Consider the following 26,711-nt stretch of genomic DNA (forward strand, 5'->3'; position numbering starts at 1 on the left):
CCGGCCGCGCCGAGATCGGGGCGGCGTGGAAGAAGACCTCGAACGAGGGCCGCGACTACCTCTCGGTCAAGCTCGACGACCCCTCCCTGCCTGCGCCGATCCTGGCGAACCTCTTCGAGATGGAGGGCGGCGAGTTCGAGCTGATCTGGTCCCGCCCCAACGGCAACCGCGGCCGGGAGTGAACCCAACGGCGCCCCGCCCGGGAGGCGGGGCGCCGAACCCGAAACAAACCGGGATGGAACTTAGCATGGACGTAGCCTCCCCCGAGAGCGTAGAGCGGCATATGTTCTCGCCCCGCGCCCCATTGCACCCGGAAGCGCCGGCAGTTCCCGCAGAGCGGGGAGGGCGCGGCATCGAGCGCCGAGCCGCGAGACCCGATGGCACTTCGCGCGTCGCGAGGAGGCGACTCAATTTTACTCGGAAACCCCTGCGGCGGGATGGAATGGTTAGCACCACCTGCTCATGTATGTAGTATAGCTCCTCGCTTTGCGGCCGCTGACCCGGCTATATCCGCAACGAGCGCCTGCCCGACAAGGCGCTCTGCGAGGTCGCGCGGGAATTGGTGGCGGGCCGACTTGGCCCGGGCGAGGCGGACCCCTTGGACTGACTCTGGAACAAGCGTCCGGCGCGGCCCGGCGGCGGCAGAGCGGCGGCTACCGCGCGGCCTTGGCCTACCAGCCGACGCAGAGTAGCCCGTTGGTCTTCGCCTTCCCCTTCAAGAAGAATGCCACCTCGACGCTCACGCCGGCCGTGCACAAGACAGCAGCGAACTTAGCCGACAGCAGCGAACCCGCCGTCGCAGAACCAGTCGCTCTTGGCCCAGGCCTCGTAAGCCGCTCCTCGCCAGCCATTCAGCCGCGCCTGGAGGCAACTCTCAGCGTGCTCCTCGAGGTAGGCGCGAACATGGTCGACTCCGCCGCTCGCCTGCAGGCCGATCAGGAGATGTCGAATGTTGAGCAGTTCCTCCGCGGCTTCGGAACCGTAGAGAGACGATAACTTCAGGCCCCGGAAATGCCTCCTCACCCGCTCGGCCCGCAGGGCGTCCCAAGCCGTCGAGGGCTCAACCCGAAAGCGCATGGAGGCCGGCGCCACCTGCACAACGTCGGCGAAAAGCCACCTCTCGTCGGCGACATCGTCGAAGTAGGGGTGAATCGAAACGTCCTCCGGAGCATGGGGGACGCTCGCGAGCTTGGCCTTGTTGCAGTCGCTGCACGCCGGAATGAGATTTACGGGCACGATAGCGAGCGCGGGATAATGCGCCTTCGGCAGGTGGTGATCGAGCGTGGTCACCGTTCGATGCGCGCACAACGGACAACGCCCTTTGGCTGCCGCGAAGATGTCGTCGTAGATGGCGCGGCCGGGCCCGCTCTGCTTCGCCATGCGATCAGTGTAGACCGCCTCCATCTCCGCCGTAGTCACCGTGCCGTTGACGAGGGGATCGCGTACGATCTGGTCGAGCGCCTGCGCTTCCGCCGCCGCCACATAGGCATCCGACGCATCGCGAATCGCCTGGGTGGCGGCTGCCAGCTTTGCCTTCAACGCCGGCACACGCACCCGGCTGATGCAAGCGGCAAACGTGTCTTCAGCTGAGTATGGCGGACGATCGAGCTTCAGCATCACTCGTCGTCGATCTGGCGTGCAGCGATGAGGGCGCGGATGATCGCCTTCGCTTCGCCGCCCAACTCGCCGTCGAAGCGTCCGACGACGTCCTCATAGTCGTCGCCCTCAGCGACGGCGTCCCGCAGCATCTTGTGAAAGCCCGAGTCGGTGACTTCCAGTCCAAAGATCTCACGCGTCAGGATGCCAACGTTCTCGCCGAAAGTCTCGATCTCGGGACGGTCCGCCTCCACGCGAACATTGGTGCGGCGCACCTTCCAGACACAGCTTCGCGGCACCTCCTGCAACACGACCGGTGAATGGGTTGCGATGATGCCGACGCCGTTGCGGTTGATGAGGAGATCGGAGAGCGCGCGGACGAAGGCCGACAGCAGCGGCGGATGAAGATGCGCCTCGGGCTCATCGAGCAACACGAGCGTGCGCTCTTCGACGGTCTCCACGAGGCGCGTGATCGTCAGCAGGACGATCTTGTGTCCCGAGCTCAGTTTGCCGAACAGGGAGCGCGCCCGCGCCCGAAACTCCTTCTCGGGCAAATCTTCATCCGCAAGCGACGCAACCTCGGCGTCCTTGAAGATCGGATCGGCCTCGAGCATCTCCAGGGCGCGCCGCCATCGGCTCACGCGCGCACCCTGCCGGCACAGCCAGACGCTGCTGCCGAAGACAGACGAAAGCTGGTCGGGGGTCCGCGGCGGGTGCGGCTTGCCGTCTTCGCCGAGGCCGGTCCGTCGCAGTCCAATATAGGCGTACTGCACGCCGCTCGACTTGTCCTGGCGGTTCGGGAGCGGGCCGAAGGGATCGAACGCGCTGAACGTCACCGAGACCAGGTTGGCGAACAACCGTTCGTCGATCAGGTCCTCCGTGTCGCCCTCGAACGCCCCGACATCCTCCTCGTCGGTCTCGGCGCCGACGAGCGCGCGGGTCATCCCGTTCAGCAGGCGCGTCTTGCCGACACCATTCCGGCCGATCAGCACGTGGATGTTGGTGGGTGGCTGCGACTCCGGCTGGACCTCGAAATCGAGCCGGACCGGGTTGATCCGCGACCGAGGCGGCTTGGACGCCGTATAGCTGAACTTGTAGCTCGACAGACGCGCGCCGCCGCGAGCCATTCTGTAGAACTGTCCCTGGACGGTTGCTGGCGTGACGGCGCGCAGCAGCGAGACGCCGGTCACCTTCTCGTCAAGAGCCCGCCGAAAGAGCTCGGTGTCGAAGGCGACGTCCTTCAATGCCCGCAAGATGCGGTCGCGCTGTTCGGGCCCGAGCGCGTTCAACGCCTCGTAGTAGCTATCGTCTTGGCCGAGCGAGAAGAACCGATCGTCGAGTGCATCGAAGTTCTTCGGAATGGCGGCGCGGCGCTGGCCCTCTTCCATCTCGAACTGGCCGATCTTCACGCTCCCGATTTGATGGCGCTCGCCGTCCTCGTCATAGACGACGAGCGTGTACATGGTGTTGTATTTGAACCAATCGTCCCAGTTGTCGGTCATGAGGTAGGCGCGATCCTTCGCGTCCGCCGCCGGTCGAACCCCGTGATCAAGGACGCGGAAATACATCGTTCGCCCGCCTCGTGCTCCCGCGCCTGATCATGCTCGGCTGTCCGTTGCGTTCAGCGCACGCTCAAGAGCCCCGACGCTTCCCAGCACATCATCGAAGGCCGGCGGCTCGCCGAAGATCATGCCCGTCATCGCGCGATAGTCGGTCCGCAGCTGATCGACCATGCCGTCATGGGGCATCAGCGCGAAACTGCCGGGCGCGGCGCTGGCCAGGTCGAAGTCGGGCCTGTTGAAGAACATGCGGGCGTGGGCGACGCAGTCGGCGCCGAGGTCGAGATCACCTGCCGCCGTCGTTCCAACCGCGTCCTGGGTGAGCCTATGGAGGTCGTAATAGTGCCGCGACACACGCTGACCGCCACCTTTGAGTTCGCCGCGGTTGTCGAACCAACGGCGTAGGCCATGGAGGATGACAACCTTGTCCCAGAAGGTGCGCTCCGGCTCAACGGTCCGCACCGCCGGCACCGTCAGGTCGAGCGCCGGCAGGTCGTCGTCGACATAGGGCTTGATCGGCACCTCGCGATGGGGGTCGAGCGCCGATTTCGCGCCGGACTCGATCTTGATCGCCGCCCGCACATAGTCCGAGCGCGGGGTCGTCGCGGGATACCAGATCAACAGCGTCTGCCCGTCGGGATCGGCGTCGTCCGGCTCGACACGGGTGCCCCCAGGTTGGAGCCCGGCAGCGGTCACGCGGTCGTTCAGGATGGCGGTCAGCGCCTCGCGTACTGGCCCGTTGATGTAGGCCTGGCAGGCGTCCCGGATCGCATCAAGCCGCGCTTTGCGCTTCTTGCCGCTGAGCGCTTCAAGCTCTGCGATGGTCGCATGCGCGCCGATATCGTCACGGAACACCGTGACGTCGATGTCTTCCGAAAAGCGGCTGATCAGCCCGAAGCCTTTCGATAGCGAGGTGCCGCCCTTGAAGAGGAGGCGGGGCCCGCCGTCGGGGAGACCGTGGAAGAGCGCGTCCAGGGTCCAACAGACCCAGAAATCCTTCTCGACGTTCTGCGACGTCGTGCCGAGCCGGGCCGCGGTGGTGTCGAACGCGCTGAGCATCGCCTCGGCGCCCGCCGAGAACACCTCGTCATAGGCTGGGTTCATGCGTTCGATGTCCGTTTCGGCGCGCGACGTGCGGGCGACGCCGGCTTTGCGGCGCGGGCCGTTCGGCGCGGCCGCTCGAGATCGCCGGCCTGCCGCGCGGCCGCCGGACTGCGGCGACGATGATGATCATGATCATCATCGTCGTCATCATGGCCATGATGGTGATCATCGGCGCCGCGTTTCGCCGACGCACCGTCGTCGCCCTCGACCACTGTCTTCAGGAAGACGCGCATCCAGGTCGGGAGCGTCGTCATTCCGTCTAGAAGGTCCGCTCGGAGCGGCGGTCCCGCGACGGGATCGTCGAGCAGCGAGCGAAGCTTGCGATGCACCCGGTCGGCCTCGCCATACCGCCCGAGCAGGTCGCGCATCCAGTGCAGCGCCTGGACGATGCGCATGGCCGGGCGTCCGGCCCAGAAGAGCTTGCTGGCCGCCGTCGGGCGGAAGCTGATCGTCACGTTGCCCAGCCGCAGCGCGCGGCGCCGGGCGTCGGAATGGACGACGATCTTGGCGGGGACGGCGTCCGTCAGGCCGAGGTCGTTGGCCGCGGTCATCCCGTCGACCAGCATTCGGACCTGGTCGCGCCGACCGAGCGCCTCGATCACGGAGCGAGGATCGGGCGGATTGGGCTTCTGGGTCAGCTTATTGAAGCCAGGCTGATCATACAGCCCGCGGTCAATCCGGCGCAGCTGCTCCGCCTTCGTCAGCCGCTGAAGCGCCTTGTCGACCGCGTCGCGCGAGCCGAGGTCAAGGAAGTCGGCGGGCGTCCACACTTTGCGCGGCCCGTCCTGCCGCATCCGGTGCAGCACGGCGGCCTTGAGGTCTGGCGGCGAGTCCATCATGTCCGAAACTTGTAGTCGTTTTTCGGACAAACGCAAAGAGGGCGGTCCGAAGAAGGTATACAAACTTCGGACAGATGCTCGCTTCTCTCCTAGCGAACTGAGGAAAGCCACAGCGTAGTGCGGGATACCCTTGACGGGCGCTTCTTCTTCACTATCGTCATGTCTATAAAGTGAGGATAGTGAATTGCGGCATCGACTGATCGATCTAGCTGGCGGCCAGACCGTCCTCTCAGGCGCCATCCCGGGACGGAAGCTGCTGAGCATGCTGATCGCGGCTACGCGCTCGTCGGAGCCGCCGACGCCCGCCTTCCTCGACTTCGACCGGGTCGAGGTCGCGACCGCCTCCTTCCTGCGTGAGGCCGTGATCGGCTTCCGCGACTACGCCCGGCAAACCCTGCCCAACATCTACCCCGTTGTGGCCAACCTCCGCCCGGCCGTTGCCGAAGAGCTGGAGTTCTTCGTTCGCGCCCGTGGCGATGCGCTCTGGAGCTGCGAGCTTGACGCCCGCGACCGCGTCCTCGGCGCCCGGCTGATCGGCGACCTCGACCCCGCCCAACGCTCGACCTTCGAGGCGGTGATCGAGCTCGGCGCCATCACCGCCCCAGAACTCGCCGCCCGCTTCGGCAGCCAGGGAATCGGGCCGACGGCCTGGAACAACCGGCTGTCGGCGCTGGCCGCCAAGGGCCTGCTCGTCGAACGCAAGCAGGGCAAATCCAAATCCTTCAGCCCGCTCCTGGAGACCGCCTGATGGGCCTCGACTATATCCGCGCGCAGACTGGCAAGCCGTGGCGCAAGCGCTGGGATGGCGGCCTCGACCGTCTGAAGGCGCCGACGCTCCTCGACCTCACTGTGTCCGAGGCTGCCCGCACCGTCACCGCCGAGCTGAACGCCGGCTCCCGCGTCAGGGCCGGCGACACGCTGATCGTCCAGAGCGGACCCGACGGCCTCGCCGTGAGCGATGGCCTGCGCGCGATCGGGCGGGTGGCCAACCCCTCGCCTGAGCTGACAGCGGCCATCCGCGACGGCGGCGGCTACGCCGAAGGGGTGCTCCAGCGCGTGGGGCTCTTCGGCGACACCGCGGAGATCAGCGTGAAATGAACCGCCGACCGTCCCATGAGCCCTCGCACCATTTCCCGCAGCCACGCCGGCTTTGGGACGACGCCACCCGCCACGCCCCGTCTCTTGGCTGCCCGACCTGCCTCGAACGCGATCGCTGTGGTGGCATCCACACCGATGCTGGCCTTCTCGACTGCCGTGACCTTTGCTCCTGCAGGGACAAGACCAAGTGCGACATGGTCTGCCGGTTCAATCCGCGCACCTTCGTGGCCCGGATGCGCGAGGTCGAGGGTCTCGGTTTCGAAACGGCGCCACGCGCCGTGGCCAATGGCGTGCCCCCACTGCCGGCGATCGTTCCCTTCGTTGACCACCGCTACGGACGTGCGGCGATCCTCGACGAGCCGGCCGTCGCGATCTCGCTCTATGATTTCGTAAACCTCGCGACGGGCAAGCCGCACGTCGCTTCCCGCGCCGGACTCGCGGCGCGGTTCCTGATCCCCGAAGGCGCGGCGATCGTGGTGTCCGGCGTCGACAAGGACGGGCCCATCGAGCGCTGGTGGGAACTCCAGGACCGCCCCGCCATCCTGGCCGCCTTGCGGGCGCTCGGCGTCACGCTCGTCACGACGCCCAACTACAGCGTCCTGACGGACGTGCCGCGCACTGACAACCTCCACGCCATGAAGCGCATTCTGCTGGCCTGGACGGAGATGGCGGGGGCTGGCCTGCCGGCCGCCCTGCACGTGAACGGCCGCACCCAGCAAGACTACACCAGGTGGGCCGAGCTCATCGCTGACCGCCCGGAGATCGAGATCCTCGCATTCGAGTTCGCGACCGGCTGCGGCCGGGGCGAGCGGATCGACTGGCATGTCGCCCAGCTCTGCGCGCTCGCCGATCGCGTAGGCCGGCCGCTCGCGCTCGTCATCCGGGGCGGCGGGCGTAAGCTGGACGTGCTGCGCCGGCATTTCTCCGACGTCACCCTGGTCGAGACCGAGGCCTTCTCGCGCACCATCCGCCGGCGACGGGCCCATCTGACGGAGTCGCGACGGCTGAAATGGGTGAAGTTCCCGACACCGGAGGGTGCGCCGATCGACGACCTCCTCGCGCACAATGTCGCGATGGTGCGGGCCTCCTATGAGAACTGCGCCAGCCCCGCAATACGCCTACGGCCGCCGACGCGGCGCATTCGGCGCGCAGCGCACCGAGACGGTGAGTCCAGCCAGCCAAGCCTTCTGCGCCAACTCCACCTGCCCGGTGAGGCTCGGGGCGTCTCCCCAGAGCCGCAGGGCGTGGTCGCCGCTGCGAAATCGTAACTCGGCGGCGTCATGGGCGAGTGCGCGAAACAACCGACCGATGCCGTAGCCGTGCCCTGTGCTTCGGGCATATCGCGATGCGCCGTCGGACGCGGCTACCCGCAGCGCCGTTCCGGAATCCGTCAGCTCGGCGAACTCCGGGTTCTCGCGCAGGCTCGCCAGCACGCCGCGCCCTGCATCGGCGACGACGAACTCGAAGGCGCCGTCGCTCGCGGCATAGGCCACGACGCCGCTCTCCGGCCGACCGCTATGCTCGAAGACATTGTCCAGCAGCTCGCCGAGGGCACCCATGAGCCCCGCTGCCAGTCCCCGCGCGAGACCCGCCGCGATGGCCGCGTTCTCGGCATGCTTGGCCCACTGATCCCAAAGCAGACGTTCGGGGCCATCACCCTCAGGGTCGTGGCGCGACAGCGGGAATGCGCCCGCTCGATCGCGAGCGCCCGCGCCGCTGACTGCTTCCTCTCGAAGCGCGTGAATAATCTGGTGGAACGCCGGCGGCTCCACCGTCACTGCGCTAAAGGCATCGGGCAAGGCGGCGGTTGCCATCGCCAGTTCGACCAACGGCCCGATCCGGCCCGACCGGCCGAGCGTGACTGCCCCGAGCGTGGGCAACCGTCCAGCTACCGCCTGCCACAGCAGGTCGTCGGTCGCCTCGAAGCTCGCACTGACCCGCTTTGCCTCCCGGCTCACTCCGCCCCCCGCCTTCGCCTTGGACTCACCCAAGGCGTTTGCCTAGCCCCGCTCCCAGGACCGACTTCACGTGATGGTTGCAATATCGTGGACTTTAGCTTCAAAAACTACCCTATTCAGTCCACTTTTCACTTGAGGATAAGCCATTAGTTCGATCCGCTCCATCGATTTGAGATTTATTGATGACCTCGTCGACTTTGTCCGAGGCCCGGGCTTCGTGTTGGATTTTTCCGACACCAGCTTCTCGGACTTCTTCGCCTCCGAACTCAAGATCAACATCGACGATCCAAAATACGCGGCGAACGGCAGATCGAAGGGCAAGCGCCTGCGCAATTTCCTCCGGACCTGCGACGACACAATCGCCATTCGCACCCTCGAAGCGCTCTGGGAGCATCGCAGCGAGTATCTCGCTCGCTCCGGCAGTGAAGATCCCGTTGCCAATGCCGAGGCACGCTACCAAGGCCTGATCAGCCGCCTCTCGGGCGGTGCTGCGCCACAGCGCCCCTCGGCAAGCCCGCAGTCCGCAACCGTCGATCGCGCGGCGATCGTCAAGATCAAGGCCGACCTGCTGCAGGTCACGGCGCTGGCGCCGCACGCGCGCGGCTATGCATATGAAGGCTTCCTCAAAGGCCTGTTCGATGCCTTCGGCCTGGCCGCGCAGGAGCCCTTCCGGCTGCGCGGTGAGCAGATCGACGGCAGCTTCCAGTTCGGAAGCGAGACCTACCTCCTCGAAGCCAAATGGCACGGTCAGCCGATCGGCGTCGCCGAGTTGCACACCTTTCACGGCAAGATCGAGCAGAAAGCGGCCTGGACCCGTGGCCTCTTCGTCAGCAGCAGCGGTTTCACTGACAACGGTCTCGCCGCCTTCGGACGCGGCAAGCGCGTCATCTGCATGGACGGCCTCGACCTCTATGAGATGCTCGACCGCGAAATCTCGCTCAACCTAGTTCTGGAACGCAAAGTCCGCCGCGCCGCTGAAACCGGCGCGCCGTTCATCCGCGTCCGCGACCTCTTTCCTCAATGACCGGGAGGAACGAGAGTGGCGCAGTTCAACGATTGGTGCATCTCGGTCGACGAGCAAGTGGGGAACCATCATCGCCGCGTGATGACGGGGCAGGCCGCACACCTCGCGGTCGGCATCCAGGCGACGGCGGCCATCGTGCCAGCGCACTACGCGTCGGAAGAACAGGTCGCGCGCGCGTTCGCTCGGCTCGGCAAGCCCGCAGCCGCGGCGCTGATCGAGAGCAAGCTGCCGACGACCAAGCAGATCCGGTCGGGCGATCTCGGCGAGATCTACGCGACAGAATGGATATACGCCCATAGCGGCGGCTATCGTGCGCCAATCAAGCGCTTGCGCTGGAAGGACCATCGCAACATGGCCATGCGTGGCGACGATGTGATCGGCATCCTGCAAGATCCCCAGTCGCAACGCCTTCAGTTCCTTAAGACGGAGGCGAAGAGCCGCGCCGCCTTAACGGCGCAGGTGCTGACCGAAGCCCGCGCCGGACTGGACAAGGATGGGGGGCTGCCCTCGGCGCACGCGCTGCACTTCATCTCGGCGCGCCTGCTCGAGCTCGAAAATCTGCCGCTGGCCGACGCGATCGACGACGCGCTCCTCAAACATGGCATCCCGCCGCAAAGTGTCCGGCATCTGCTTTTCACATTCTCGGGTAATGCTCCTGACGCGCTGCTGGCCGCCTCCCTTCAGGCCTATCCCGGCCCCATCAGTCAATGGGGCGTCGGGCTTCGCGTGGAAGGACATGGCGCCTTTATCGGCGCGGTCTACGATCGAGTGATCGCCGATGCCAGCAACCCCTAACGCCATCGCCGCCGACATCGCCGAAGCGGCGACTGCCGGCTTCCGGGGCCGGCTGATCGCACGCGGTCAGGCCCGCGCCATCATCTGGCGCGATGGCGCCCTTCCGCCCGACGCCCCGGCTTTCGCGCCTCAGCTGAGCTACGACCTGCACAGCTACGCCTATGCCCTGCTCGGCCTTGGCCTCAGGCTTCGCGAGCTTGGCGGCGATCCGACCCAGGCGCGCACGGCCTTTGAGCAAGCTGCCACGGCGCTTGAGGCGGTGATGGCCAAGGGCAACCGCCAGGAGGTCGATCGCGACTTCCATTTCGTCATGGCCGCCGCCGCCTATCATCTCGCCCACCTGTCCGCGCGAGCCTATTCCCTCCTCGCGATCGTCGAAGCCGACGAGAATTTCTCTCCCGTCGAGCGCGCCCTCGCGCTGCTGATGCGCCGCAACTTTGGCGCCTTGCGCAGCAGCGTTCTCGATTATCGGGCCTCCGGCCAGGGGAGCGATGCGCGGATAGCCGCCGGCATCCAGGCCCGGCTCGATCAGGCCGAGGGCGTCGCCGCACCGCCGGATGCCGATGGTGACGATTTTCTGTTCGACGGCCTCGATACCGCGCTCACCGATGCCTTCATGGCCGCCATGTCCCTCTACCTGCTCGCGCTCGAACGTGGCGAGCGAGCGCTTGTCGATCAGGCGCTGGAACGGCTTCGCGTCAGCCTGGCGATCTGCGGCGAGATGAACATGCTGCCGCAATGGTGGGTGCATCGTGTCGCGATCCACCTCCTCTCGGATTTGTGGTCGAGTACATTCCACGAAAGGGTGCCGCTTTTGCCCGCCGGTGGATTGGCAGCCGACTGGCCGCGCCTGCGCGAATTGTTCATCGCGCTTCTGCAACGTCGAGCGAAGGCGGAGATCGACCTTTGGCCGTCGCAGACCGAGGCGGCCACCCGCGCCGTCGACCAGTCTGACGACCTCGTCGTGTCGCTGCCGACAAGCGCCGGCAAGACGCGCGTTGCCGAACTCTGCATCCTGCGCTGCCTCGCCGGCGGCAAGCGGGTGGTGTTCGTCACACCGCTGCGCGCCTTGTCGGCGCAGACCGAAACCACACTGCAACGGACCTTCGGCCCGCTCGGCAAGACCATCTCGGCCCTCTATGGCAGCATCGGCGTCAGCGGCTTCGACGAAGATGCGATCCGCGAACGCGACATCGTGGTCGCGACGCCGGAGAAGCTCGACTTCGCGCTGCGCAACGATCCTTCTCTGCTCGACGATGTCGGCCTGCTGGTCTTCGACGAAGGGCATATGATCGGCCTCAACGAACGTGAGGTCCGCTACGAGGTGCAGATTCAACGGCTCCTGCGCCGCGCCGACGCCCAAGAGCGTCGGATCGTTTGCCTCTCGGCCATCCTCCCCGATGGCGACCAGCTCGACGACTTCGCCGCGTGGCTCCGCCGCGATCACCCGGGCGGAATCATCAAGAACGACTGGCGGCCGACCCGGCTGCGCTTCGGTGAGGTAGTATGGACGTCGCCGGCCGCCCGGCTCAATTTGCGGGTCGGCGACGAGCGGCCCTGGGTCCAGCGATTCCTCACCGGCGCCGCGCCGCCCAACTGGATTCCGCCGAAGCGCCGCCGCACACGGCTCTTTCCCGACGACCAGCGCGAACTCTGCCTGGCAACTGCCTGGCGGCTTGTCGATGACGGCCAGACCGTCCTTGTCTTCTGCCCCGAGCGGCGCAGCGTGGAACCGTTCGCCGATGTCATCGTCGATCTGCACGAGCGCGGCGCGCTGCGCTCGCTACTCGACGCCGATCCGAACGTCCTCAGCACCGCGATCGCGCTCGGCGAGGAATGGCTGGGCGCCGGCAGCACCATCCTCAAATGTCTGCGCCTCGGCGTCGCTCTTCACCATGGCGCGCTGCCGACCGCCTACCGCAAGGAAGTCGAGCGTCTGCTGCGCGAGAATGTACTCAAGGTCACAATCTCCTCGCCGACCCTGGCCCAGGGCCTCAATCTGTCGGCGACCGCCGTCGTCATGTATTCCCTGCACCGCGCTGGCGAGCGGATCGAGATCAGCGAATTCAAAAATGTCATTGGCCGGGCCGGACGCGCCTATGTCGATGTCGAAGGCATTGTTCTCTTCCCCATGTTCGACGACATCCCCAAGAAGCGGCGGAACTGGGAAGCGCTCATCACGGACCTTGGCGCGCGCGAGATGGAAAGCGGTCTCGTGCGGTTGGTGGCGGTGCTGCTTACGCGGATGCGCGCGAGGGTCGGTGGCGACCTCAACCAGCTTGTCGACTATATCGTCAACAACGCCACGGCCTGGACCTTCCCGGAAATTGCCAACGAAAAGCCTGAAGATCGGGACCGCGCTCTTGCCGATTGGGAGCGCCACGTTGCGACGCTGGACACGGCGATCCTCAGTCTGATCGGCGAGAACGATATTCCTGACGAGGGCATCGAGGCGGCGCTGGACGACATCCTACAATCCTCACTCTGGCATCGCCGCCTGCAACGGCAGGATGCTCAGGTCCGGCAGGTGCTGAAGGCCGGCCTCGTTTCGCGCGGCCGACTGATCTGGAACCAATCGACCGCTGCCAGGCGCCGCGGCTATTTCCTTGCCGGTGTTGGTCTAACGACAGGCCATGCGCTCGACGCGATCGCTGCTGACGCCAACCTGCTCCTCGTCCAGGCCAATGGCGCCATCCTCGAGGGCGACGCCGAGGCGGCGATCGCCGCGATCACCGGCCTCGCCGAGCGCGTCTTCACCTTCTATCCCTTTACGCCTGACCCCTTACCGGCAAATTGGCGCGACATCCTTCGAGCGTGGCTGCTTGGCCAGCCGCTCGCTGCGCTCGGCGCGGCCCAATCCTCGGAAACCCTGCAGTTCGTCGAGGGCGGTCTAGTCTATCGACTGCCTTGGGCGATGGAGGCTATTCGCGTACGGGCCGCCGCCAATGGCGACACGATAGGAGTATTCGACCTGCTTTTGGAAGACCATGAGCTTGGGCTCGCTTTGCCGGCCGTCGAGACCGGAACATTGAATCGCTCCGCGTCGATCCTCATCCAGGCTGGCTTCAACTCGCGGCTCGCAGCGATCAAGGCCGTCACCGACACTGGCGCCACTTTCACAACAGCAGCCGAATTGCGAGCCTGGCTGCGCACGCCCGAGGTTGCGCTGTGGTCGGCTAAACGCGACTGGCCGACGGCGGAAACCAGGGCCATGTGGCTCGACTTCGTGAAAGAGTTCGAGCCAGCCGAGAACCGAACCTGGGGCGAACGCACCTACCTCGGGAATGTCCAGTGGTTCGCAGGATCAGCGCCGACCGGCTCACTGCTCCATGTCCAGCATCACAACGGGCAGCCGCTTGTCCTATCGTCTGACGGCCAGCCGGTGGGTTTGCTGCCACATCCGCTCAACCCTAATCGACGGGGCTTGTTGCGCGCGAGCGTTGCGCAGAACCCAGCGCAGCTTGATCTCAGCTATCTTGGTCCCGACGACCTATGGATGGTTTAGAGTTGGGCAAGTCGCCTGAACGGATATCCCGCGTCCTCACCCGGATCGCCCCCGACGAAGTATCGGGGAGGTAGCGGTCGCGCAAGCCAGACGACCAACCGTGCCGGTGCCGATCCTGGCGAGCCTCTTCGACATCGAGGGCGGCGAGTTCGAGCTGATCTGGTCCCGCCCGAACGGCAACCGCAGCAGGGAGTGAGCGGATAACGGCGCCCCGCCCGGGAAGGCGGGGCGCCAGCCTTACCCGGGCCACGCGAGGACAGCGGGGCAGCTACGGCTTCGCCTTCGTGGCGGACGCCTCGCGGCGTGTCGGCCGCCGTAGCAGGTCGGCGGCGTCAACATCGAGCTCACGCGCCAGCCGGTCGACGACCTCGATGCTGGCAGCGTAGACACGGCGCTCAAGCGCGCTGACATACGTCCGGTCGACGCCGGCGCGGTGCGCGAGCTCCTCCTGCGACAGCCCCTTCGCCTGCCGCGCCTTCCGCAGGTTGCGCGCCAGCACCTCCCGAATCTCCATCTATGGGAGCGCGCCGTCTTGAGGCGTATTTCACCACGGAGTATTCTCAACAAAGCGTCTGCGGAGCCCAGTTGCCGCCGCCTCGTTTCACGGCAGACGAGAACGGGTGCAGCGCGCAGGCCGGGGTAGCCATGGCGCCGGAAATCACCCATGACTCCAGCCGCTCGACCCGTGACCTCAGCCGCCGCGGAGGCCCCGTGAACCCAGCCCTCCTGGATGCGCCACCCGACGAACCGCGCGTCACGGCCTATGACCTGGCCCACAAGATCGTCTACCTCCGCCTGCTCGATGCCGCCGCCGAGGGCGCCGATTGGAGGGAGGTTGCGCGCATCATCCTCGGCCTCGACCCAGATTGCGATCCCGACCAGGCACGGCGAATCCACGATAGCCACCTGGCCCGCGCCCTTTGGATGACCGAAGCCGGCTACCGTGACCTGCTGCGGGAGGGCTCAACGAACTGACAGGCGTTGCGCCGTTGGCAACATGTGTTGCTCGGCGCGCGCCTCCACAACACATCGGATGGTCGCATCTCTCGGCATGCTGCGCGCGGAGCGTGCGCTCCGCGCTGTGCCGGAGCCTTGCCATGCCGTCGCGAGACTGGCGGTCGGCAGCCGCCTACGCAGAGCTGGAGAACGCCTCGGCGCGCGATCTCGCCTGGGAGTTCCTCCGGCGCAACCCGCGCTACGTGCGCGACTGGGAAGAGCTCGACGACCGGCGGCCCGACGACGCGGCCGACGCCGTCGCCGAGCGTTGGGGGTTGCGATTTCCCGGCCGACCCGGCGCTCGACGCGCGCACCGCGGGCGTCGTCTGGATGCCGGCGCTCTGCACCGCCACCGTGGCGCTCTCGGCCTCGCCGCCGTCATTCTCGCCACGCTCTCAGGCTGCCCTGCCGCCTGTGACGTCGCCGCGCCAGGCGAGTGATGGAGTGCACTGCACGGTTGGTGAACCGCCGATCCCGGTCTGGGTCCCGCGCGACGCGTCCCGGGACAGCCATCTCGGCGCCCTAATCCCCTTCGATGACGCCCTTCCGCAGCGCCTCGCCGCGGTCCTGCGCCTGTGGCACGCGCTGCAGGGCCCGGTGCAGCCTGACGTCGAACTGACCGCACAGCGCCGACGGCGCCTCGTCCTAGCGCTCCGCGCCCATGACGGGCACCGCGGCGGCCACAGCTACCGCGACATCGCCATCGGCCTGTTCGGTGCCGCGTGCGTGCCCCGCGGCGCAGCCTGGAAAACCCACGACCTCCGCGCCCGCACCATGCGCCTCGTTGCCGATGCCATCGCGCTCCGCGACGGCGGCTATCGCGCCCTGCTGCGCCTCGGTCCGCGCCTGAAGCTCGCGCGCTGACGCGCCGGGTTACGCGCAGCCGACCCGCGCTTTCGTACTCCCCCGACGCTGCCGCGCTTCGCCAGCCTCCGTTGCAACCGCCGCGCCCCATTCGCGGCATCCAACAGCATCACCGGAGGCTCCCGATGCCCGACCCGAATGCCGGCTTGCCGCCGCGCTATCTCCGCACGCCGGAGGCCGCACGCTTTCTCGGCCTGTCCGGCCGCACCCTCGAGAAGCACCGCACCTACGGCACCGGCCCGCGCTACTCGAAGATCGGCGGCCGCGTCGTCTATGCCGTCACCGATCTCCAGGCCTGGGTGAACCGCGGCACCAAGGCCTCGACCAGCGACGACACCGGCGAGACCGTGCTGCCCGCCAAGCGGCATGTCGCCGTCTCCCCGGCCTACGCCGCGCGCCTGCGCGGCTGACGCCATGGCGCCGGGCCGTCTCCAGCCGCAGGCGAACAGTGAACGGGCGCGGCTCGACCCGTTCGATGCGCTGGCCGGGGACGTGCCGCCGCGCGATCAGCGCGACCTCATGGAACGGCCCTTCTTCTCGCTGGCTAAGGCCAAGCGCATCGCGCCGATCCACTACGCGGCCGGCGACACCCAGGTGCAGGTCAACGGCGTGCCCGAGCACGGCATCGCGACCATCTGGGACGCCGACGTGCTGATCTGGGCCGCATCGCATCTGGTCGAGGCGCTGGACCGCGGCCTGCCCACCTCGCGCTTCTTCCGGTTCACGCCCTACCAGCTGCTCGGCGCCATCGGTCGCGGCCGCGGGCAGCGCGATTACCTGCTGCTCAAGGGCGCGCTGGCGCGCCTGCGATCCACCGTCATCCACACGACGATCCGTCACGGCGCGCACTGGCGCCGGCAGCAGTTCAGCTGGATCAGCGAGTGGGAGGAGCTCACCACCTGGTCCGGCCGCGTCGAGGGCATGGAGTTCGTCCTGCCCGACTGGTTCTACCAGGGCGTGCTCGACCGCCGCCTCGTGCTGAACGTCGACCCGGCCTACTTCCGGCTCACAGGCGGGCTGGAGCGCTGGCTCTACCGCGTCGCACGCAAGCATGCGGGGCGCCAGCCGGGCGGCTGGCGCTTCGAGCTGCGGCACCTCCACGCCAAGAGCGCGAGCCTCGCCCGCTTCTCCGACTTCGCGCTCGACATCCGCCGCCTGGTCGCACGGCAGCCGCTGCCGGGCTACGCGCTGGCGCTGCGGCAGGACGCTGCCCACGCGCCACTTCTCCACATCCGGCCTGTGGATAACCTGTGGACAAGTGCTGCGGGTCACGGGACTTCGGGCGCATCCGATATCGGGACTTCGGGCGCACCAGGCACGGGACTTCGGGCGCACGAATCGTCCGATCCGCCAGCAGGATCAATGCGTTGCGGCGGCCGTAACTTCTCTAACCAAGAGTCTAACCCTCAAGGAGTGGTTGAGCCGGCGCACCGCGGAGGACGCGACCGGGACAGGGAGCGGGGGGCGGCGCCATGACGGCGCTGACCCGCGTCGAGCTGCTGTGGCTCGAGGGCCGCGTCGAGCGCTGGATCCGCTTCGGGCGGATCGCCGAGGAGACGATCCTCGATCGCCGGCGCCGCATCGTCGCCTTCGCCGCGGGCGAGGTCTTCGCCTTCGTGCGTTGGGCGTCCAACGGCTACGGCACCGTGGTCAGCCGCATCGACATCCTGCGCGCGGTTGGGCCCGGCGAGGCATTCAGCACGATCGGATTCGTTGAGCCGGGAGCGGAGATCCTGCTGCGCATCTCTGCCTGGCCGAAGGTCAACGAGGTGCTGCGCGCGATCGACGCAGTCGAGCAGACCGGCGTCGCGCCCGAGGATGCCTGCCCCGACCACTGGCGGCACGTGATGAACCGCCTCGCGGCCGGTGAGCCGCGGCGCGCCTACACGCGCGAGCGCCACCGCGCCTGGCTGCTGCGTCGGAGGATCGACGCATGACGGCGCGGCGGAAGCGGCGCGCGGCGCCGGTCGCGGCCATGCTCACCGGGCTCGGGCTGATCGCCGTCCCGACCGTCGCGGGTTGGCAGTCGCGCGTCTTCTGGAACGCGTCGGCGAGCGTGCCGCTCGGCCTCTACATCGCGGCACCGGCCGACGACATCGCGCTGGGCGACCTCGTCCTCGTCCGCCCGCCCGAGACACTGGCAGCGTTCCTCGGCGAGCGAGGCTATCTCGCGCGCGGCGTGCCGCTGCTGAAGCATGTCGCCGCCCTGCCGCCGCAGGTGGTGTGCGCGGAGGGCACCGCGATCATCGTCGACGGCGGGTCGGTCGCACACCGCCGTGCCACGGACCGCCTGGGCCGCGCGCTGCCGACCTGGCACGGGTGCCACGCGCTCGAACCCGGCGAGGTGCTCCTCCTTAACGGAGGCGAGCCCGACAGCCTCGACGGCCGCTACTTCGGGCCTCTGCCGCGCACGAGCATTGTCGCCCGGCTGCGCCCGGTCTGGATCACGGGGCGCGGACCATGAGCACAAGGCCCCCTTCCCACGCGCGCCCACTGGCGACGCGCGGCGCTCTGGCAGGGCGCGCTGGACAGCTCGCTTCCTCCCTTCCGTCCCGGTCATGGCCCTTCATCGCAGCCTTGCTGCTGATGGTCAGCCTGCCGCCGTCCGGGCTGGCGGCGCAGACGATCCATGCTGCCGAGATCGCTGCCGCTTCACAGCGCTTCGGCATTCCGGAAACCTGGATCAGGGCGGTGATGCGCGCGGAGAGCGCCGGCGATCGGCACGCGGTGTCGCACCGCGGCGCCATGGGGCTGATGCAGGTGATGCCGGCGACCTGGGCGGGCCTGCGCGCCCAGCACGGCCTCGGCGCCGATCCGTTCGCGCCGCACGACAACATCCTGGCGGGCACCGCGTATCTGCGCGAGATGCTGGACCGGTTCGGATCGGTGCCGCTGATGCTGGCGGCCTACAACGCGGGGCCGCGTCGGGTGGAGACGCATCTGGCGACGGGGCAGCCGCTGCCGGCGGAGACGCGCGCCTACGTCGCAGCTCTCGCGCCGCTGCTCACCGGTGACGCCGGGGCCGTTGCGCCTGGCCAGCTTGCGGTGCTTGCTGCGCGCGAGGCTGACGGCATCTTCGTGCGGCTCGGCAGTGAGGATATGGCAGCGACGCGGTCGATCTTCGTGCCGGTTGCCGGTGCGACAATCGCAGCCGATCCACCAACCGAGCAGCCATTCGTCGGCCGATCCCGAGCAGCCGAGCCGCACGACGCCGACGGTCCAGCGGGCCATCGCGGCTCCATCTTCGCCATCCGTCGCAGCGCGGGCGGTGCACCGTGAGCGATGGTGTTGAGACGCAGGGCATTACGGGACCGTGCAGCCTCGCCTCTGTCGGTCCCGCGCGCACGCTCGGGTGCTTCTGTCGCGCTGCCGGCTACCCCAGGACCGACCACGAGAGCGCGGGAGGCGGAGGACGCAGGAACCCCGACGTATGCGTCCGGTCCCTGCACGTCGGTCAGGCCTTGACGTGATGCTCGCTCTTCCAGGCCCAGGGCAGCAGCTCATCGAGGCGGTTCGCGGGGTGGCCCTCGACCATCCGCGTGAGCACATCGCGCAGATAGGCGTAGGGCTCGACGCCGTTCAGCTTGCACGTCTCGATCAGGCTGCAGACGATCGCCCAGCGCTCGCCGCCGCCGTCGCTGCCCGCGAACAGATGGTTCTTGCGGCCCAGCGCGACCGGGCGGATCGCACGCTCGACGGGATTGGTGTCGAGCTCGATGCGGCCATCATCGAGGAACCGACACAGCGCCGGCCATCTCGCGAGCGCGTAGCGGATGGCCTCGGCCAGCTTCCCGCGCCCGGGCAGCAGCGGGAGTTCCGCTTCGAGCCACAGCTTCATGGCGTCGATGATCGGTCGGGAGAGGGATCGTCGCGCGGCCAGTCGCTGCGGCGGCGACCGGCCGCGTACCTCTGTCTCGACAGCGTAGAGACCGGCGATGCGGCGCAAGGCCTTGTGCGCGACTGGCGTGTTCGCTGCTTCTGCCACCTCGTAGAACTTCCGCCGCGTGTGCGCCCAGCAGGCGGCCAGCGTCACCTCTCCCCGGCCAGCCAGGCGCTCGAACCCGGCATAGCCGTCGACGTGGAGCACGCCCTTGAATCGCTCGAGATGCGCGATCGGACGCTCGGCCTTGCGGTCCGGCGCGAACACGTAGAGGGCGGCTGGTGGTGCTGGGCCGCTCCAACCGCGCTGGTCGCGCGCATAGACCCAGAGCCGCCCGGTCTTGGTGCGACCGCGCCCGGGATCGAGCACGGGAACCGGTGTGTCGTCGGCAAACAGATGGTCGGAGGCCAGCACGTCGCGGTGCAGCCGCGCGTGCAGCGCCTCCAGCCACCAACACGCCCCGCCGACCCAGCCGGCGAGCGTCGAGCGCTCGAGGTCCATGCCGTGCCGAGCCAGGATCTGTGCCTGGCGGTAGAGCGGGGTGTGGTCGGCATACTTGCTGACCAGCACGTGGGCGAGCAGTGCGGGGGTGGCGAGGCCTCCGGCGATCGGCCGCTCAGGCGCCGGTGCCTGCACCACCTTCGTGCAGGTCCGGCACGCGAATTTGGGCCGCACTATGCGCAGCACCCGCAACTGCGCCGGGACCCAGTCGAGCTGCTCGCTGACGCTTTCGCCGATCGCGTGCAGGCCGCCACCGCAGCACGGGCACTGCGCACTCGGCGCATCGAGCATCCGCTCCACGCGTGGCAAATGAGCCGGCAAGGGCTTGCGGCGCGGACCGGCACGAGGCGCGTCATCGGCCGGCGGCGGCGTCTCCGGATCGCGTTCCGCCACGCGGCCGATGTCGGCCTCAAGATCTTCCAGCCCAAGCGCCAGTTGATCGGCATCCAGGCGCTCCGAACGACGGCCGAACTGCGCGCGCTGGAGCTGGCGGATGATGGTCCGGAGGCGCTCGATCTCGCCATCGCGCCGCTCGACAACGTCCGCCATGTCGCGCAGCAGGCGGTGCAGCAGCGCGACATCGGACGGCAGATTGTCGAGGTTGAATCGCACGCCCGATTCTACGAATCGGCGAGTCCACGACCAAGCAAATTCGAGAGCAACTCGCTGCGATTCAGGCTGGTGTCAGCCTACCTTGGCTGGTCGCCAGACGCGCTCGGGCGAGCGCCAGTCGATGCCCTCGATCAGCATCGCCAGCTGCGCTGGCGAGAGCGCGATCGTGCCGCCCGGATCGACCATGCGCGGCCAGACGAACCCGCCCTGGTCGATCCTCTTGGTGAACAGGCAGAGCCCGTTGCCGTCCCAGAAGAGCACCTTGAGCATCGACGCATTGCGGCCGCGGAACGCGAACAGATGGCCGGAGAACGGGTCCTTCCTGAGGTGCTCCTGAACCAGGGCCGCGAGCCCATCCATGCCCTTGCGCATGTCGGTGACACCCAGCGCCAGATGCACCTTCACGCCCGCGGGGACGATCATCATGGGGCCGACACCCTGCCGGCCACGTGCTGCCAGACTGCCTCCGGATCGGTGCCCACCGGTGCGAACACACGACGGCCGTCCGGCAGATCGAATGCAGCCATGCCGTCGGGTGTTGGCATCAGGTCGGACAGCACCACCGCCTCGCCCGCTCGGTCGCCGCGCAGCCGGACGGCCGCCAGCTTCGCCCTCTCGTCCCGGCCGTATCCGAATTGCACACGCCACCGGAAGATCATGCTGGTGGCGATGCCATGGTGTCGCGCGACTGCCGCGACGCTGACACCCGGCTGTTCGCATTCGAGCACGATGGCGACCTTGTCGGCGTCGCTGAAACTGCGTCGGCTTGCGCGCCCGTCGCGCGCAACACTCGCCGTCTCGTCGCCTGACAATACACGTTCTGTCGGCAGCGCCGTAGCAGCGCTGCTTGCACCAGTGCTTGTTCGCGGGAGCGCACTCGGATGAAGCCGCGCCCTCCAGTCGATCGTCACCTCGCCGCTGTCGATGAGATCGCGCCATCGACGCAGGCTGTGCACCGACAGGTGATGCGCCGCGGCATAGTCCCTGACGCCCATCCCGCACCAGGTCATCGCCTCGACATGCATCGACCAGAATGCCTGAACGGCGCGATTGCGCGTGCGGTCGGACTGCGGCTGACGGTGCCGCTTGCGTCGCAGGCGCTCCTTGGCTCGCAAGGCTTCGCGCGCGTCGAGCTCATGCAGCCAGCGGTCGAACGTGCTCTTCGTCAGCCAGTGCTGCCGACAATAGACGGTGCGTGTCAGCCCGCTCTTGCGCCACGCGGCGACGTGCACCGACCACCAGGAGCGACGCGCCTTGTTCTCGAAATGTCTCGACCCCACCGGAGATCCTCCACCGCACGAAGGAACCCGACATGGCACGACAACGCACCCCAGGAAGCAGGTGCCGACACCGGACGCTTACGGGATGCAGCTCGACGTCCCAGGAACCCCGACCGCAGATTGCCAGATAAAAGCAGGGCTGGCGGTCGGTCGTATGTGCCTGATCCAGCACGGCAATTCGCGTCCCGCGCCAAAGCGGCGGCTGGCGCTTCCTGCCAAAAGCCAAGCCAGATCAACGGCCTCAGCGCCAGCCGCCTCTGCGCGCGGGTGGATCGGCGGCCATGACGACCCGCGACGACGACCTGCACGTCCGCCCCGGCCGCATCGGCGACACGCGTGCGCCAACCCGCCGCGCGCGGAGCTTCGTCGGCCAGGTCATGCGCGCTGTCCGCAAAGCCGGCCACACCGGCACTGGCTTCGGCCGCGGCGCAAGGAGCGCTGGCCGCTCGCGCTTCGGACGGGGCCGCGCCGCTGCAGCGCAGGCCGCGCTCCGCTCGCCGTCGCGACGCGTTGTGATCAAGGCGCGCGTCGTGCGCCATCAGGGCACGCGCTTCCGCTCCGCCTCCCTCGCCACGCACATCGGCTACCTCCAGCGCGACGGGGTGACGCGCGACGGCGCCAAGGCGCGGCTCTTTGACGCCGGCTCCGACAATGCCGACGGCGGCGAGTTCGCGGAGCGCTGTACGGATGACCGCCACCACTTCCGCTTCATCGTCAGCCCCGAGGACGCACCCGCGCTCGTGGACATCAAGGCCTGGACGCGCGACCTGATGCGACAGGCCGAGCAGGATCTGGGCAGCCGTCTCGACTGGGTCGCGGTCGATCACTGGAACACCGACAACCCCCACGTCCATGTCCTGGTGCGTGGCCGCGCCGATGATGGCGGCGACCTGGTGATCTCGCGCGACTACATCTCGCGCGGCTTCCGCGGCCGCGCCGAGGCGCTGGTCGAAATGGAACTCGGGCCGCGGACCGAGCAGGAAATCCGAAGCTCACTCGAGGCCGAGGTTGGTGCCGAGCGCTGGACCGGTCTCGACCGTGCACTGCGCGCCGCCGCCGATGATGGTGGCGGCATCCTGGACCTGCGTCACGGAGGCGCGGACGCTGCCGATCCGGAACTCCGCCGGCTGATGATCGGCCGGGCCCAGACGTTGGAGCGGTTCGGGCTCGCCGAACGCCATGGACCCGCAGTGTGGACGCTTAGGCCCGGCATGGAGGAGACGCTGCGTGACCTCGGCGCGCGGGGCGACATCATTAGGACCATGCACCGCGCCATTCAGGGGCTCGGTGCCGAGCGCGCAGCCGGCGACTTCGCCATCCACGGCGACCGGCCCGAGCCGATCATCGGCCGCCTCGTCGAGCGCGGCATCGCCGACGAACTCAAGGGCAGCGGCTACGCCATCATCGACGGCATCGATGGCCGCGTGCACCACCTACGCTTCGCGGACATCGACGCGACCGGCGACGGGCATCCGGGGGCGGTCGTCGAACTCCGCCGCTACCAGGATGCCGGCGGGGGCGAGCGCAGTGCCCTCGCCGTGCGGTCGGACCTGCCGGTCGAGGCACAGATCACCGCCAACGGCGCGACCTGGCTGGACCGCCGCCTGCTGGACCGAGAGGCGCTGCCGCTGGCGGGGCAGGGCTTCGGTACGGAAGTCGAGGGCGCGCTCGCTCGCCGCACCGAGCATCTCGTCGCAGCCGGTCTCGCGCGCCGGCAGGGTCAGCGCGTGGTCTTCGCTCGCGACCTGCTCAACACGCTGCGGCAGCGCGAGGTGGAGGTGGCTGCCGCCCGGGTCGCGACCGAGACAGGGAAGCCGTGGCGGCCGGCGCTGGAGGGCGACAGCGTCTCCGGGGTCGTCGCGCGGCGCCTCGACCTCGCGTCGGGGCGCTTCACGATGATCGATGACGGGCTCGGCTTCCAGTTGGTGCCGTGGAAGCCGTCGATGGAGCGGCAGCGGGGACTGGCCGTGGCGGGGAGCATCGCGCCCGGCGGCGGTCTCGAGCTTACGCCTGCGCGCAAGCGAGGCCTCAGCCTCTGACCAGATGCCGCGCTGCCGGGTCGGCCCGGACCGGGTCCCCCGCCGATTCGCGCGATGCGCTCGCCGCCGGTACGACGGCGGTCCGCGATTGCTTGAACGTCACCGCGTCGATCGCGCACGTCTGGCGGCATGGTCGCCGTGCGCCCCACCCACCCATGACCGCCACCAAGATCCTCTGGGGCCAGGTCCTGGTCGTCTTCCTGATCGTGCTCGCCGCGGTCTGGGGCGCGACGCAGTGGGTCGCCTGGCGCCTCGGCTACCAGCCGCAGCTCGGCCAACCGATGGATGTCTGGGCGGGCATGCCAGTCTACCCGCCGCCCGCCTTCTTCCTGTGGTGGTACTGGTACGACGCCTACGCGCCGGGGGTCTTCTACGAGGGAGCCGTCATCGCCGCGGCCGGCGGCTTCGCGGCGATCGGCATCGCCATCGGCATGTCCGTCTGGCGTGCCCGCGAGGCCCGTGACGTGACCACCTACGGCTCGGCCCGCTGGGCGACGGAGCGCGAAGTGCGGGACGCCGGTCTGCTCGCCCCCGACGGCGTCGTGCTCGGCTGGTTCGCCCAGCGCTACCTCCGCCATGACGGGCCGGAGCACGTGCTGTGCTTCGCGCCGACGCGCTCCGGCAAGGGCGTGGGCCTTGTCGTGCCGACGCTGCTGACCTGGCCGGGCTCGGCCATCATCCACGACATCAAGGGCGAGAACTGGCAGCTCACCGCCGGCTGGCGGGCGCGCTTCGGCCGCGTGCTGCTTTTCGATCCGACCAATCCGGCGAGCGCCGCCTACAATCCGCTGCTCGAGGTCCGCCGCGGCGACAGCGAGGTCCGCGACGTGCAGAACATCGCAGACATCCTGGTCGACCCCGAGGGCGCGCTGGAGCGGCGCAACCACTGGGAGAAGACCAGCCACTCGCTGTTGGTGGGCGCCATCTTGCACGTCCTCTACGCCGAGCAGGACAAGACGCTCGCTGGCGTGGCGGGCTTCCTGTCCGATCCGCGCCGGCCGATCGAGCGGACGCTCGCCGCGATGATGACGACGCCGCATCTGCGCGATCGGCCGCATCCTGTCGTCGCCTCGGCTGCGCGGGAGCTGCTCAACAAGTCGGACAACGAACGGTCCGGTGTGCTCTCCACAGCGATGAGCTTCCTCGGCCTCTACCGGGATCCGGTCGTTGCGCAGGTCACCCGGCGCTGCGACTGGCGGATCGCCGACCTGGTCGAAGCGCGCGAGCCGGTCACGCTCTACCTCGTCGTCCCGCCCTCGGACATCGTCCGCACCAAGCCGCTGGTGCGGCTCGTGCTGAACCAGATCGGCCGCCGGTTGACCGAGTCGCTGGAGAACGAAAGGCGTCGCCATCGGCTGCTGCTGATGCTCGACGAGTTCCCCGCGCTCGGACGCCTCGACTTCTTCGAGAGCCAGCTCGCCTTCATGGCAGGCTACGGCATCCGGTCCTTCCTCATCGCGCAGTCGCTGAACCAGATCGAGCGTGCCTACGGGCCAAACAACGCGATCCTCGACAACTGCCACGTCCGCGTCGCCTTCGCGACGAACGACGAGCGCACGGCCAAGCGGGTATCTGATGCGCTCGGCACGGCGACGGAGATCCGCGACAGCCGGAACTATGCGGGCCACCGACTGTCGCCTTGGCTCGGGCATCTGATGGTGTCGCGGCAGGAGACGGCGCGGCCGCTGCTGACGCCGGGCGAGGTGATGCAGCTGCTACCGACCGACGAGATCGTCCTGGTCTCGGGCTGCCCGCCGATCCGCGCGCGGAAAGCACGCTACTACGAGGACCGACAGCTGCGTGCGCGCGTGGTCGCGCCACCGGATCCGGCGGCGGCTGCGCCCTGTGCGCTTCGTGCGGATGACTGGAGCGCACTGAAGCCTCTCTCGCGTAATGATGGGGCGGCATCCGCCGACGCAGGTGACGATGCTGACGGCGGCATCCGCCGAGAGCCGAGTCTGCCCGAGCACGAACAGATCGCGCCCGAGCCCAGCCCGCCACCCGAAAGAGAGTTCATCTTCGCGGAGGACGATCAGAACGACGACGCATCGCGCACCCGTGCCCTCGCAGCGCGTGCTCGCCGCGTGGCCCGCCAGGCGGCACTCGACCCCGACGACGGCATTGCCCTCTGACCTGCCATGCGCACCAAGGCGACCTTCCGGCTGCCCCCTGATCTGATCCGGCGTCTCGCCGATTACGCGGCGCGGAAGGGCGTGAGCCAAGCGGTCGTGGTCGAGGCCGCGCTCGAGAGCTACCTTTCGCCGGATGGTTCCGACCGGCTGGAGGCGGCTCTGGCACGTCGGCTCGATCGCCTGTCGCGCGCCAGCGAACGGCTGGAACGCCACGTCACCATCGGCAACGAGGCGCTCGCGCTCTTCGTGCGCTTCTGGCTCACCATCACACCACCACTACCAGACGCGGCCAATGCCGCCGCTCAGGCCAAGGGACGGGAGCGATACCAAGCATTCATCGAGACACTCGGACGCCGACTTGCCCAGAGCGGTGGCCTCGCCGGTGAAGTGGCTTCTGAGCAGTTGCGTGAGCACTCGGACGCACAATCACATTAGCGGTGCAGGATATGGGCAGCATGCAGCAACATCATGGTGGCGAGTCACGACCACAGCGCCTGCTTGCCGGCAAACGATTGTCAGCGAGGTCACCGCAGCGACGTATGCAGCCCGCCCCTCAGCAACGCGAATCGGAGATCGCCCGGCTCATGAACATCGAGAGAAGGCAATGGGCCAGGCTGATGGGCGATCAACCGCACCAACACCCACACGAGAAGCGAAATTCCTGCAAGAACTAGGGTGAGCTGCGCGATGTTATTCAGGCGAGCACGGATTACAAGCGCCATCGGCAACGCTCATCCAGCGCGGCGTCGAGCCCCGACAAGGCATCGGCGACCGTCGGCCGGCGCGCGGATCGCGGGGCCGGCGGCCGCGACGCCAGGTTCAGCCCGCCTTCACCTCAATCCGCTTGACCTTGGCCTGCGCCTCGGGCGTCTGCGGCAGGCGGATGGTCAGCACGCCGTTCTTGAAGCTCGCCTCGGCCTTGCTGCCAT

27 protein-coding genes are annotated in these 26,711 nt (G+C 68.1%); 18 read left to right on the forward strand and 9 right to left on the reverse strand.

Features of this window, described 5'->3' with window-relative positions; genetic code table 11:
- The coding region (locus GXW74_RS25910; protein ID WP_211849583.1) for a DUF736 domain-containing protein at nt 1-182 on the forward strand (182 nt) is incomplete at its 5' end.
- 589 nt (nt 183-771) lie between these two features.
- Here the strand turns inward: GXW74_RS25910 and GXW74_RS25915 are convergent.
- From GXW74_RS25915 to GXW74_RS25930, 4 genes are read right to left on the reverse strand one after another with little or no spacing between them, the layout of a single operon-like run.
- On the reverse strand, nt 772-1,617 hold the full coding sequence (locus GXW74_RS25915; protein WP_211849585.1) for an HNH endonuclease: 846 nt from the start codon (nt 1,615-1,617) through the stop codon (nt 772-774).
- The gene (locus GXW74_RS25920) at nt 1,617-3,164 is read right to left on the reverse strand and encodes an AAA family ATPase (RefSeq protein ID WP_211849587.1); all 1,548 of its coding nucleotides are present in this window, start codon (nt 3,162-3,164) and stop codon (nt 1,617-1,619) included. The genes GXW74_RS25915 and GXW74_RS25920 overlap by 1 nt, the downstream gene beginning before the upstream one ends.
- A gap of 30 nt (nt 3,165-3,194) precedes the next feature.
- Complete coding sequence (locus tag GXW74_RS25925) at nt 3,195-4,259, reverse strand: nucleotidyl transferase AbiEii/AbiGii toxin family protein (RefSeq protein ID WP_211849590.1); 1,065 nt, start codon at nt 4,257-4,259, stop codon at nt 3,195-3,197.
- Nucleotides 4,256-5,161, reverse strand: coding sequence for a DUF6088 family protein (locus GXW74_RS25930; RefSeq protein ID WP_211849592.1), 906 nt, complete (start codon nt 5,159-5,161; stop codon nt 4,256-4,258). The genes GXW74_RS25925 and GXW74_RS25930 overlap by 4 nt, the downstream gene beginning before the upstream one ends.
- Before the next feature lie 199 nt (nt 5,162-5,360).
- Here GXW74_RS25930 and GXW74_RS25935 point away from each other — a divergent pair, with 199 nt between their 5' ends.
- From GXW74_RS25935 to GXW74_RS25960, 6 genes are all read left to right on the forward strand, one after another.
- On the forward strand, nt 5,361-5,846 hold the full coding sequence (locus GXW74_RS25935; protein WP_211849594.1) for a hypothetical protein: 486 nt from the start codon (nt 5,361-5,363) through the stop codon (nt 5,844-5,846).
- Entirely contained in the window at nt 5,846-6,196 is a 351-nt protein-coding gene (locus GXW74_RS25940; RefSeq protein WP_211849596.1) for a hypothetical protein, read from the forward strand. The genes GXW74_RS25935 and GXW74_RS25940 overlap by 1 nt, the downstream gene beginning before the upstream one ends.
- Nucleotides 6,197-6,390: 194 nt before the next feature.
- Nucleotides 6,391-7,464 carry a hypothetical protein gene (locus tag GXW74_RS25945; RefSeq protein ID WP_211849597.1) on the forward strand — a complete coding sequence of 358 codons (1,074 nt, stop codon included), beginning with the start codon at nt 6,391-6,393 and terminating at the stop codon, nt 7,462-7,464.
- A 910-nt stretch (nt 7,465-8,374) separates the two neighbouring features.
- Complete coding sequence (locus GXW74_RS25950) at nt 8,375-9,178, forward strand: restriction endonuclease (protein ID WP_211849598.1); 804 nt, start codon at nt 8,375-8,377, stop codon at nt 9,176-9,178.
- A 15-nt stretch (nt 9,179-9,193) separates the two neighbouring features.
- On the forward strand, nt 9,194-9,973 hold the full coding sequence (locus tag GXW74_RS25955) for a Hachiman antiphage defense system protein HamA (RefSeq protein ID WP_211849599.1): 780 nt from the start codon (nt 9,194-9,196) through the stop codon (nt 9,971-9,973).
- Complete coding sequence (locus tag GXW74_RS25960; protein WP_211849600.1) at nt 9,957-13,478, forward strand: DEAD/DEAH box helicase; 3,522 nt, start codon at nt 9,957-9,959, stop codon at nt 13,476-13,478. Before GXW74_RS25955 ends, GXW74_RS25960 begins: the two co-directional genes overlap by 17 nt.
- Nucleotides 13,479-13,746: 268 nt before the next feature.
- Here GXW74_RS25960 and GXW74_RS25970 read toward each other — a convergent pair whose 3' ends face one another.
- On the reverse strand, nt 13,747-13,992 hold the full coding sequence (locus GXW74_RS25970; RefSeq protein ID WP_211849601.1) for a helix-turn-helix domain-containing protein: 246 nt from the start codon (nt 13,990-13,992) through the stop codon (nt 13,747-13,749).
- A gap of 197 nt (nt 13,993-14,189) precedes the next feature.
- On the opposite strand from GXW74_RS25970, the gene GXW74_RS25975 reads away from it, so the two are divergent.
- From GXW74_RS25975 to GXW74_RS26010, 8 genes are all read left to right on the forward strand, one after another.
- A complete protein-coding gene (locus tag GXW74_RS25975) occupies nt 14,190-14,453 on the forward strand; it encodes a DNA -binding domain-containing protein (RefSeq protein WP_338148341.1) in 264 nt (87 codons plus the stop codon).
- A 122-nt stretch (nt 14,454-14,575) separates the two neighbouring features.
- On the forward strand, nt 14,576-14,914 hold the full coding sequence (locus GXW74_RS25980; protein WP_211849639.1) for a transcriptional regulator domain-containing protein: 339 nt from the start codon (nt 14,576-14,578) through the stop codon (nt 14,912-14,914).
- Entirely contained in the window at nt 14,889-15,338 is a 450-nt protein-coding gene (locus GXW74_RS25985; protein ID WP_338148342.1) for a DUF2285 domain-containing protein, read from the forward strand. Before GXW74_RS25980 ends, GXW74_RS25985 begins: the two co-directional genes overlap by 26 nt.
- A gap of 125 nt (nt 15,339-15,463) precedes the next feature.
- Nucleotides 15,464-15,748 carry a helix-turn-helix transcriptional regulator gene (locus GXW74_RS25990; RefSeq protein ID WP_211848404.1) on the forward strand — a complete coding sequence of 95 codons (285 nt, stop codon included), beginning with the start codon at nt 15,464-15,466 and terminating at the stop codon, nt 15,746-15,748.
- Between the two features lie 4 nt (nt 15,749-15,752).
- Entirely contained in the window at nt 15,753-16,814 is a 1,062-nt protein-coding gene (locus GXW74_RS25995) for a replication initiator protein A (protein ID WP_211849609.1), read from the forward strand.
- Nucleotides 16,811-17,275, forward strand: a complete 465-nt coding sequence (locus tag GXW74_RS26000; protein ID WP_211849611.1) for a DUF2840 domain-containing protein — start codon at nt 16,811-16,813, stop codon at nt 17,273-17,275. Before GXW74_RS25995 ends, GXW74_RS26000 begins: the two co-directional genes overlap by 4 nt.
- Nucleotides 17,272-17,802 carry a S26 family signal peptidase gene (locus tag GXW74_RS26005; protein ID WP_211849613.1) on the forward strand — a complete coding sequence of 177 codons (531 nt, stop codon included), beginning with the start codon at nt 17,272-17,274 and terminating at the stop codon, nt 17,800-17,802. The genes GXW74_RS26000 and GXW74_RS26005 overlap by 4 nt, the downstream gene beginning before the upstream one ends.
- A gap of 122 nt (nt 17,803-17,924) precedes the next feature.
- Entirely contained in the window at nt 17,925-18,617 is a 693-nt protein-coding gene (locus tag GXW74_RS26010) for a lytic transglycosylase domain-containing protein (protein ID WP_211849628.1), read from the forward strand.
- 175 nt (nt 18,618-18,792) lie between these two features.
- On the opposite strand, the gene tnpC is transcribed toward GXW74_RS26010, so the two are convergent.
- The 3 genes from tnpC to tnpA form a co-directional block, all read right to left on the reverse strand.
- A complete protein-coding gene (gene tnpC / locus GXW74_RS26015) occupies nt 18,793-20,268 on the reverse strand; it encodes an IS66 family transposase (protein ID WP_246524167.1) in 1,476 nt (491 codons plus the stop codon).
- A 135-nt stretch (nt 20,269-20,403) separates the two neighbouring features.
- The gene (gene tnpB, locus GXW74_RS26020) at nt 20,404-20,757 is read right to left on the reverse strand and encodes an IS66 family insertion sequence element accessory protein TnpB (RefSeq protein WP_211849617.1); all 354 of its coding nucleotides are present in this window, start codon (nt 20,755-20,757) and stop codon (nt 20,404-20,406) included.
- Nucleotides 20,754-21,611, reverse strand: coding sequence for an IS66 family insertion sequence element accessory protein TnpA (gene tnpA / locus GXW74_RS26025; protein WP_338148343.1), 858 nt, complete (start codon nt 21,609-21,611; stop codon nt 20,754-20,756). Before tnpA ends, tnpB begins: the two co-directional genes overlap by 4 nt.
- A gap of 281 nt (nt 21,612-21,892) precedes the next feature.
- Here tnpA and GXW74_RS26030 point away from each other — a divergent pair, with 281 nt between their 5' ends.
- From GXW74_RS26030 to GXW74_RS26040, 3 genes are all read left to right on the forward strand, one after another.
- Nucleotides 21,893-23,650: a relaxase/mobilization nuclease domain-containing protein gene (locus GXW74_RS26030; RefSeq protein ID WP_211849619.1), complete on the forward strand. Its 1,758-nt coding sequence runs from the start codon at nt 21,893-21,895 to the stop codon at nt 23,648-23,650.
- Between the two features lie 155 nt (nt 23,651-23,805).
- Nucleotides 23,806-25,782, forward strand: coding sequence for a conjugal transfer protein TraG (locus GXW74_RS26035; protein ID WP_211849621.1), 1,977 nt, complete (start codon nt 23,806-23,808; stop codon nt 25,780-25,782).
- 6 nt (nt 25,783-25,788) lie between these two features.
- Entirely contained in the window at nt 25,789-26,217 is a 429-nt protein-coding gene (locus GXW74_RS26040; protein ID WP_211849623.1) for a ribbon-helix-helix domain-containing protein, read from the forward strand.
- A gap of 384 nt (nt 26,218-26,601) precedes the next feature.
- On the opposite strand, the gene GXW74_RS28500 is transcribed toward GXW74_RS26040, so the two are convergent.
- Nucleotides 26,602-26,711, reverse strand: a 110-nt coding sequence (locus GXW74_RS28500; protein WP_211849638.1) for an Hsp20 family protein, incomplete at its 5' end; no start/stop codon positions are given.

Origin of the sequence: Neoroseomonas eburnea (assembly GCF_018129005.1) — a bacterium.
Taxonomy (GTDB): Bacteria; Pseudomonadota; Alphaproteobacteria; order Acetobacterales; family Acetobacteraceae; genus Neoroseomonas; species Neoroseomonas eburnea.

Bases quoted from the DNA above. Each gene is read 5' to 3' on its own strand.
- tnpB (WP_211849617.1), bottom strand. From the start codon at position 20,757: ATGATGATCGTCCCCGCGGGCGTGAAGGTGCATCTGGCGCTGGGTGTC.
- GXW74_RS26000 (WP_211849611.1), top strand. From the start codon at position 16,811: ATGACGGCGCTGACCCGCGTCGAGCTGCTGTGGCTCGAGGGCCGCGTC.
- GXW74_RS25925 (WP_211849590.1), bottom strand. From the start codon at position 4,259: ATGAACCCAGCCTATGACGAGGTGTTCTCGGCGGGCGCCGAGGCGATG.
- GXW74_RS25970 (WP_211849601.1), bottom strand. From the start codon at position 13,992: ATGGAGATTCGGGAGGTGCTGGCGCGCAACCTGCGGAAGGCGCGGCAG.
- GXW74_RS26040 (WP_211849623.1), top strand. From the start codon at position 25,789: ATGCGCACCAAGGCGACCTTCCGGCTGCCCCCTGATCTGATCCGGCGT.
- tnpC (WP_246524167.1), bottom strand. From the start codon at position 20,268: ATGGCGGACGTTGTCGAGCGGCGCGATGGCGAGATCGAGCGCCTCCGG.
- GXW74_RS25995 (WP_211849609.1), top strand. From the start codon at position 15,753: ATGGCGCCGGGCCGTCTCCAGCCGCAGGCGAACAGTGAACGGGCGCGG.
- GXW74_RS26005 (WP_211849613.1), top strand. From the start codon at position 17,272: ATGACGGCGCGGCGGAAGCGGCGCGCGGCGCCGGTCGCGGCCATGCTC.
- GXW74_RS25945 (WP_211849597.1), top strand. From the start codon at position 6,391: ATGGTCTGCCGGTTCAATCCGCGCACCTTCGTGGCCCGGATGCGCGAG.
- GXW74_RS25940 (WP_211849596.1), top strand. From the start codon at position 5,846: ATGGGCCTCGACTATATCCGCGCGCAGACTGGCAAGCCGTGGCGCAAG.
- GXW74_RS25990 (WP_211848404.1), top strand. From the start codon at position 15,464: ATGCCCGACCCGAATGCCGGCTTGCCGCCGCGCTATCTCCGCACGCCG.
- GXW74_RS26030 (WP_211849619.1), top strand. From the start codon at position 21,893: ATGACGACCCGCGACGACGACCTGCACGTCCGCCCCGGCCGCATCGGC.
- GXW74_RS25915 (WP_211849585.1), bottom strand. From the start codon at position 1,617: ATGCTGAAGCTCGATCGTCCGCCATACTCAGCTGAAGACACGTTTGCC.
- GXW74_RS25935 (WP_211849594.1), top strand. From the start codon at position 5,361: ATGCTGATCGCGGCTACGCGCTCGTCGGAGCCGCCGACGCCCGCCTTC.
- GXW74_RS25960 (WP_211849600.1), top strand. From the start codon at position 9,957: ATGCCAGCAACCCCTAACGCCATCGCCGCCGACATCGCCGAAGCGGCG.
- GXW74_RS26010 (WP_211849628.1), top strand. From the start codon at position 17,925: ATGGTCAGCCTGCCGCCGTCCGGGCTGGCGGCGCAGACGATCCATGCT.
- GXW74_RS25980 (WP_211849639.1), top strand. From the start codon at position 14,576: ATGCCGTCGCGAGACTGGCGGTCGGCAGCCGCCTACGCAGAGCTGGAG.
- GXW74_RS26035 (WP_211849621.1), top strand. From the start codon at position 23,806: ATGACCGCCACCAAGATCCTCTGGGGCCAGGTCCTGGTCGTCTTCCTG.
- GXW74_RS25920 (WP_211849587.1), bottom strand. From the start codon at position 3,164: ATGTATTTCCGCGTCCTTGATCACGGGGTTCGACCGGCGGCGGACGCG.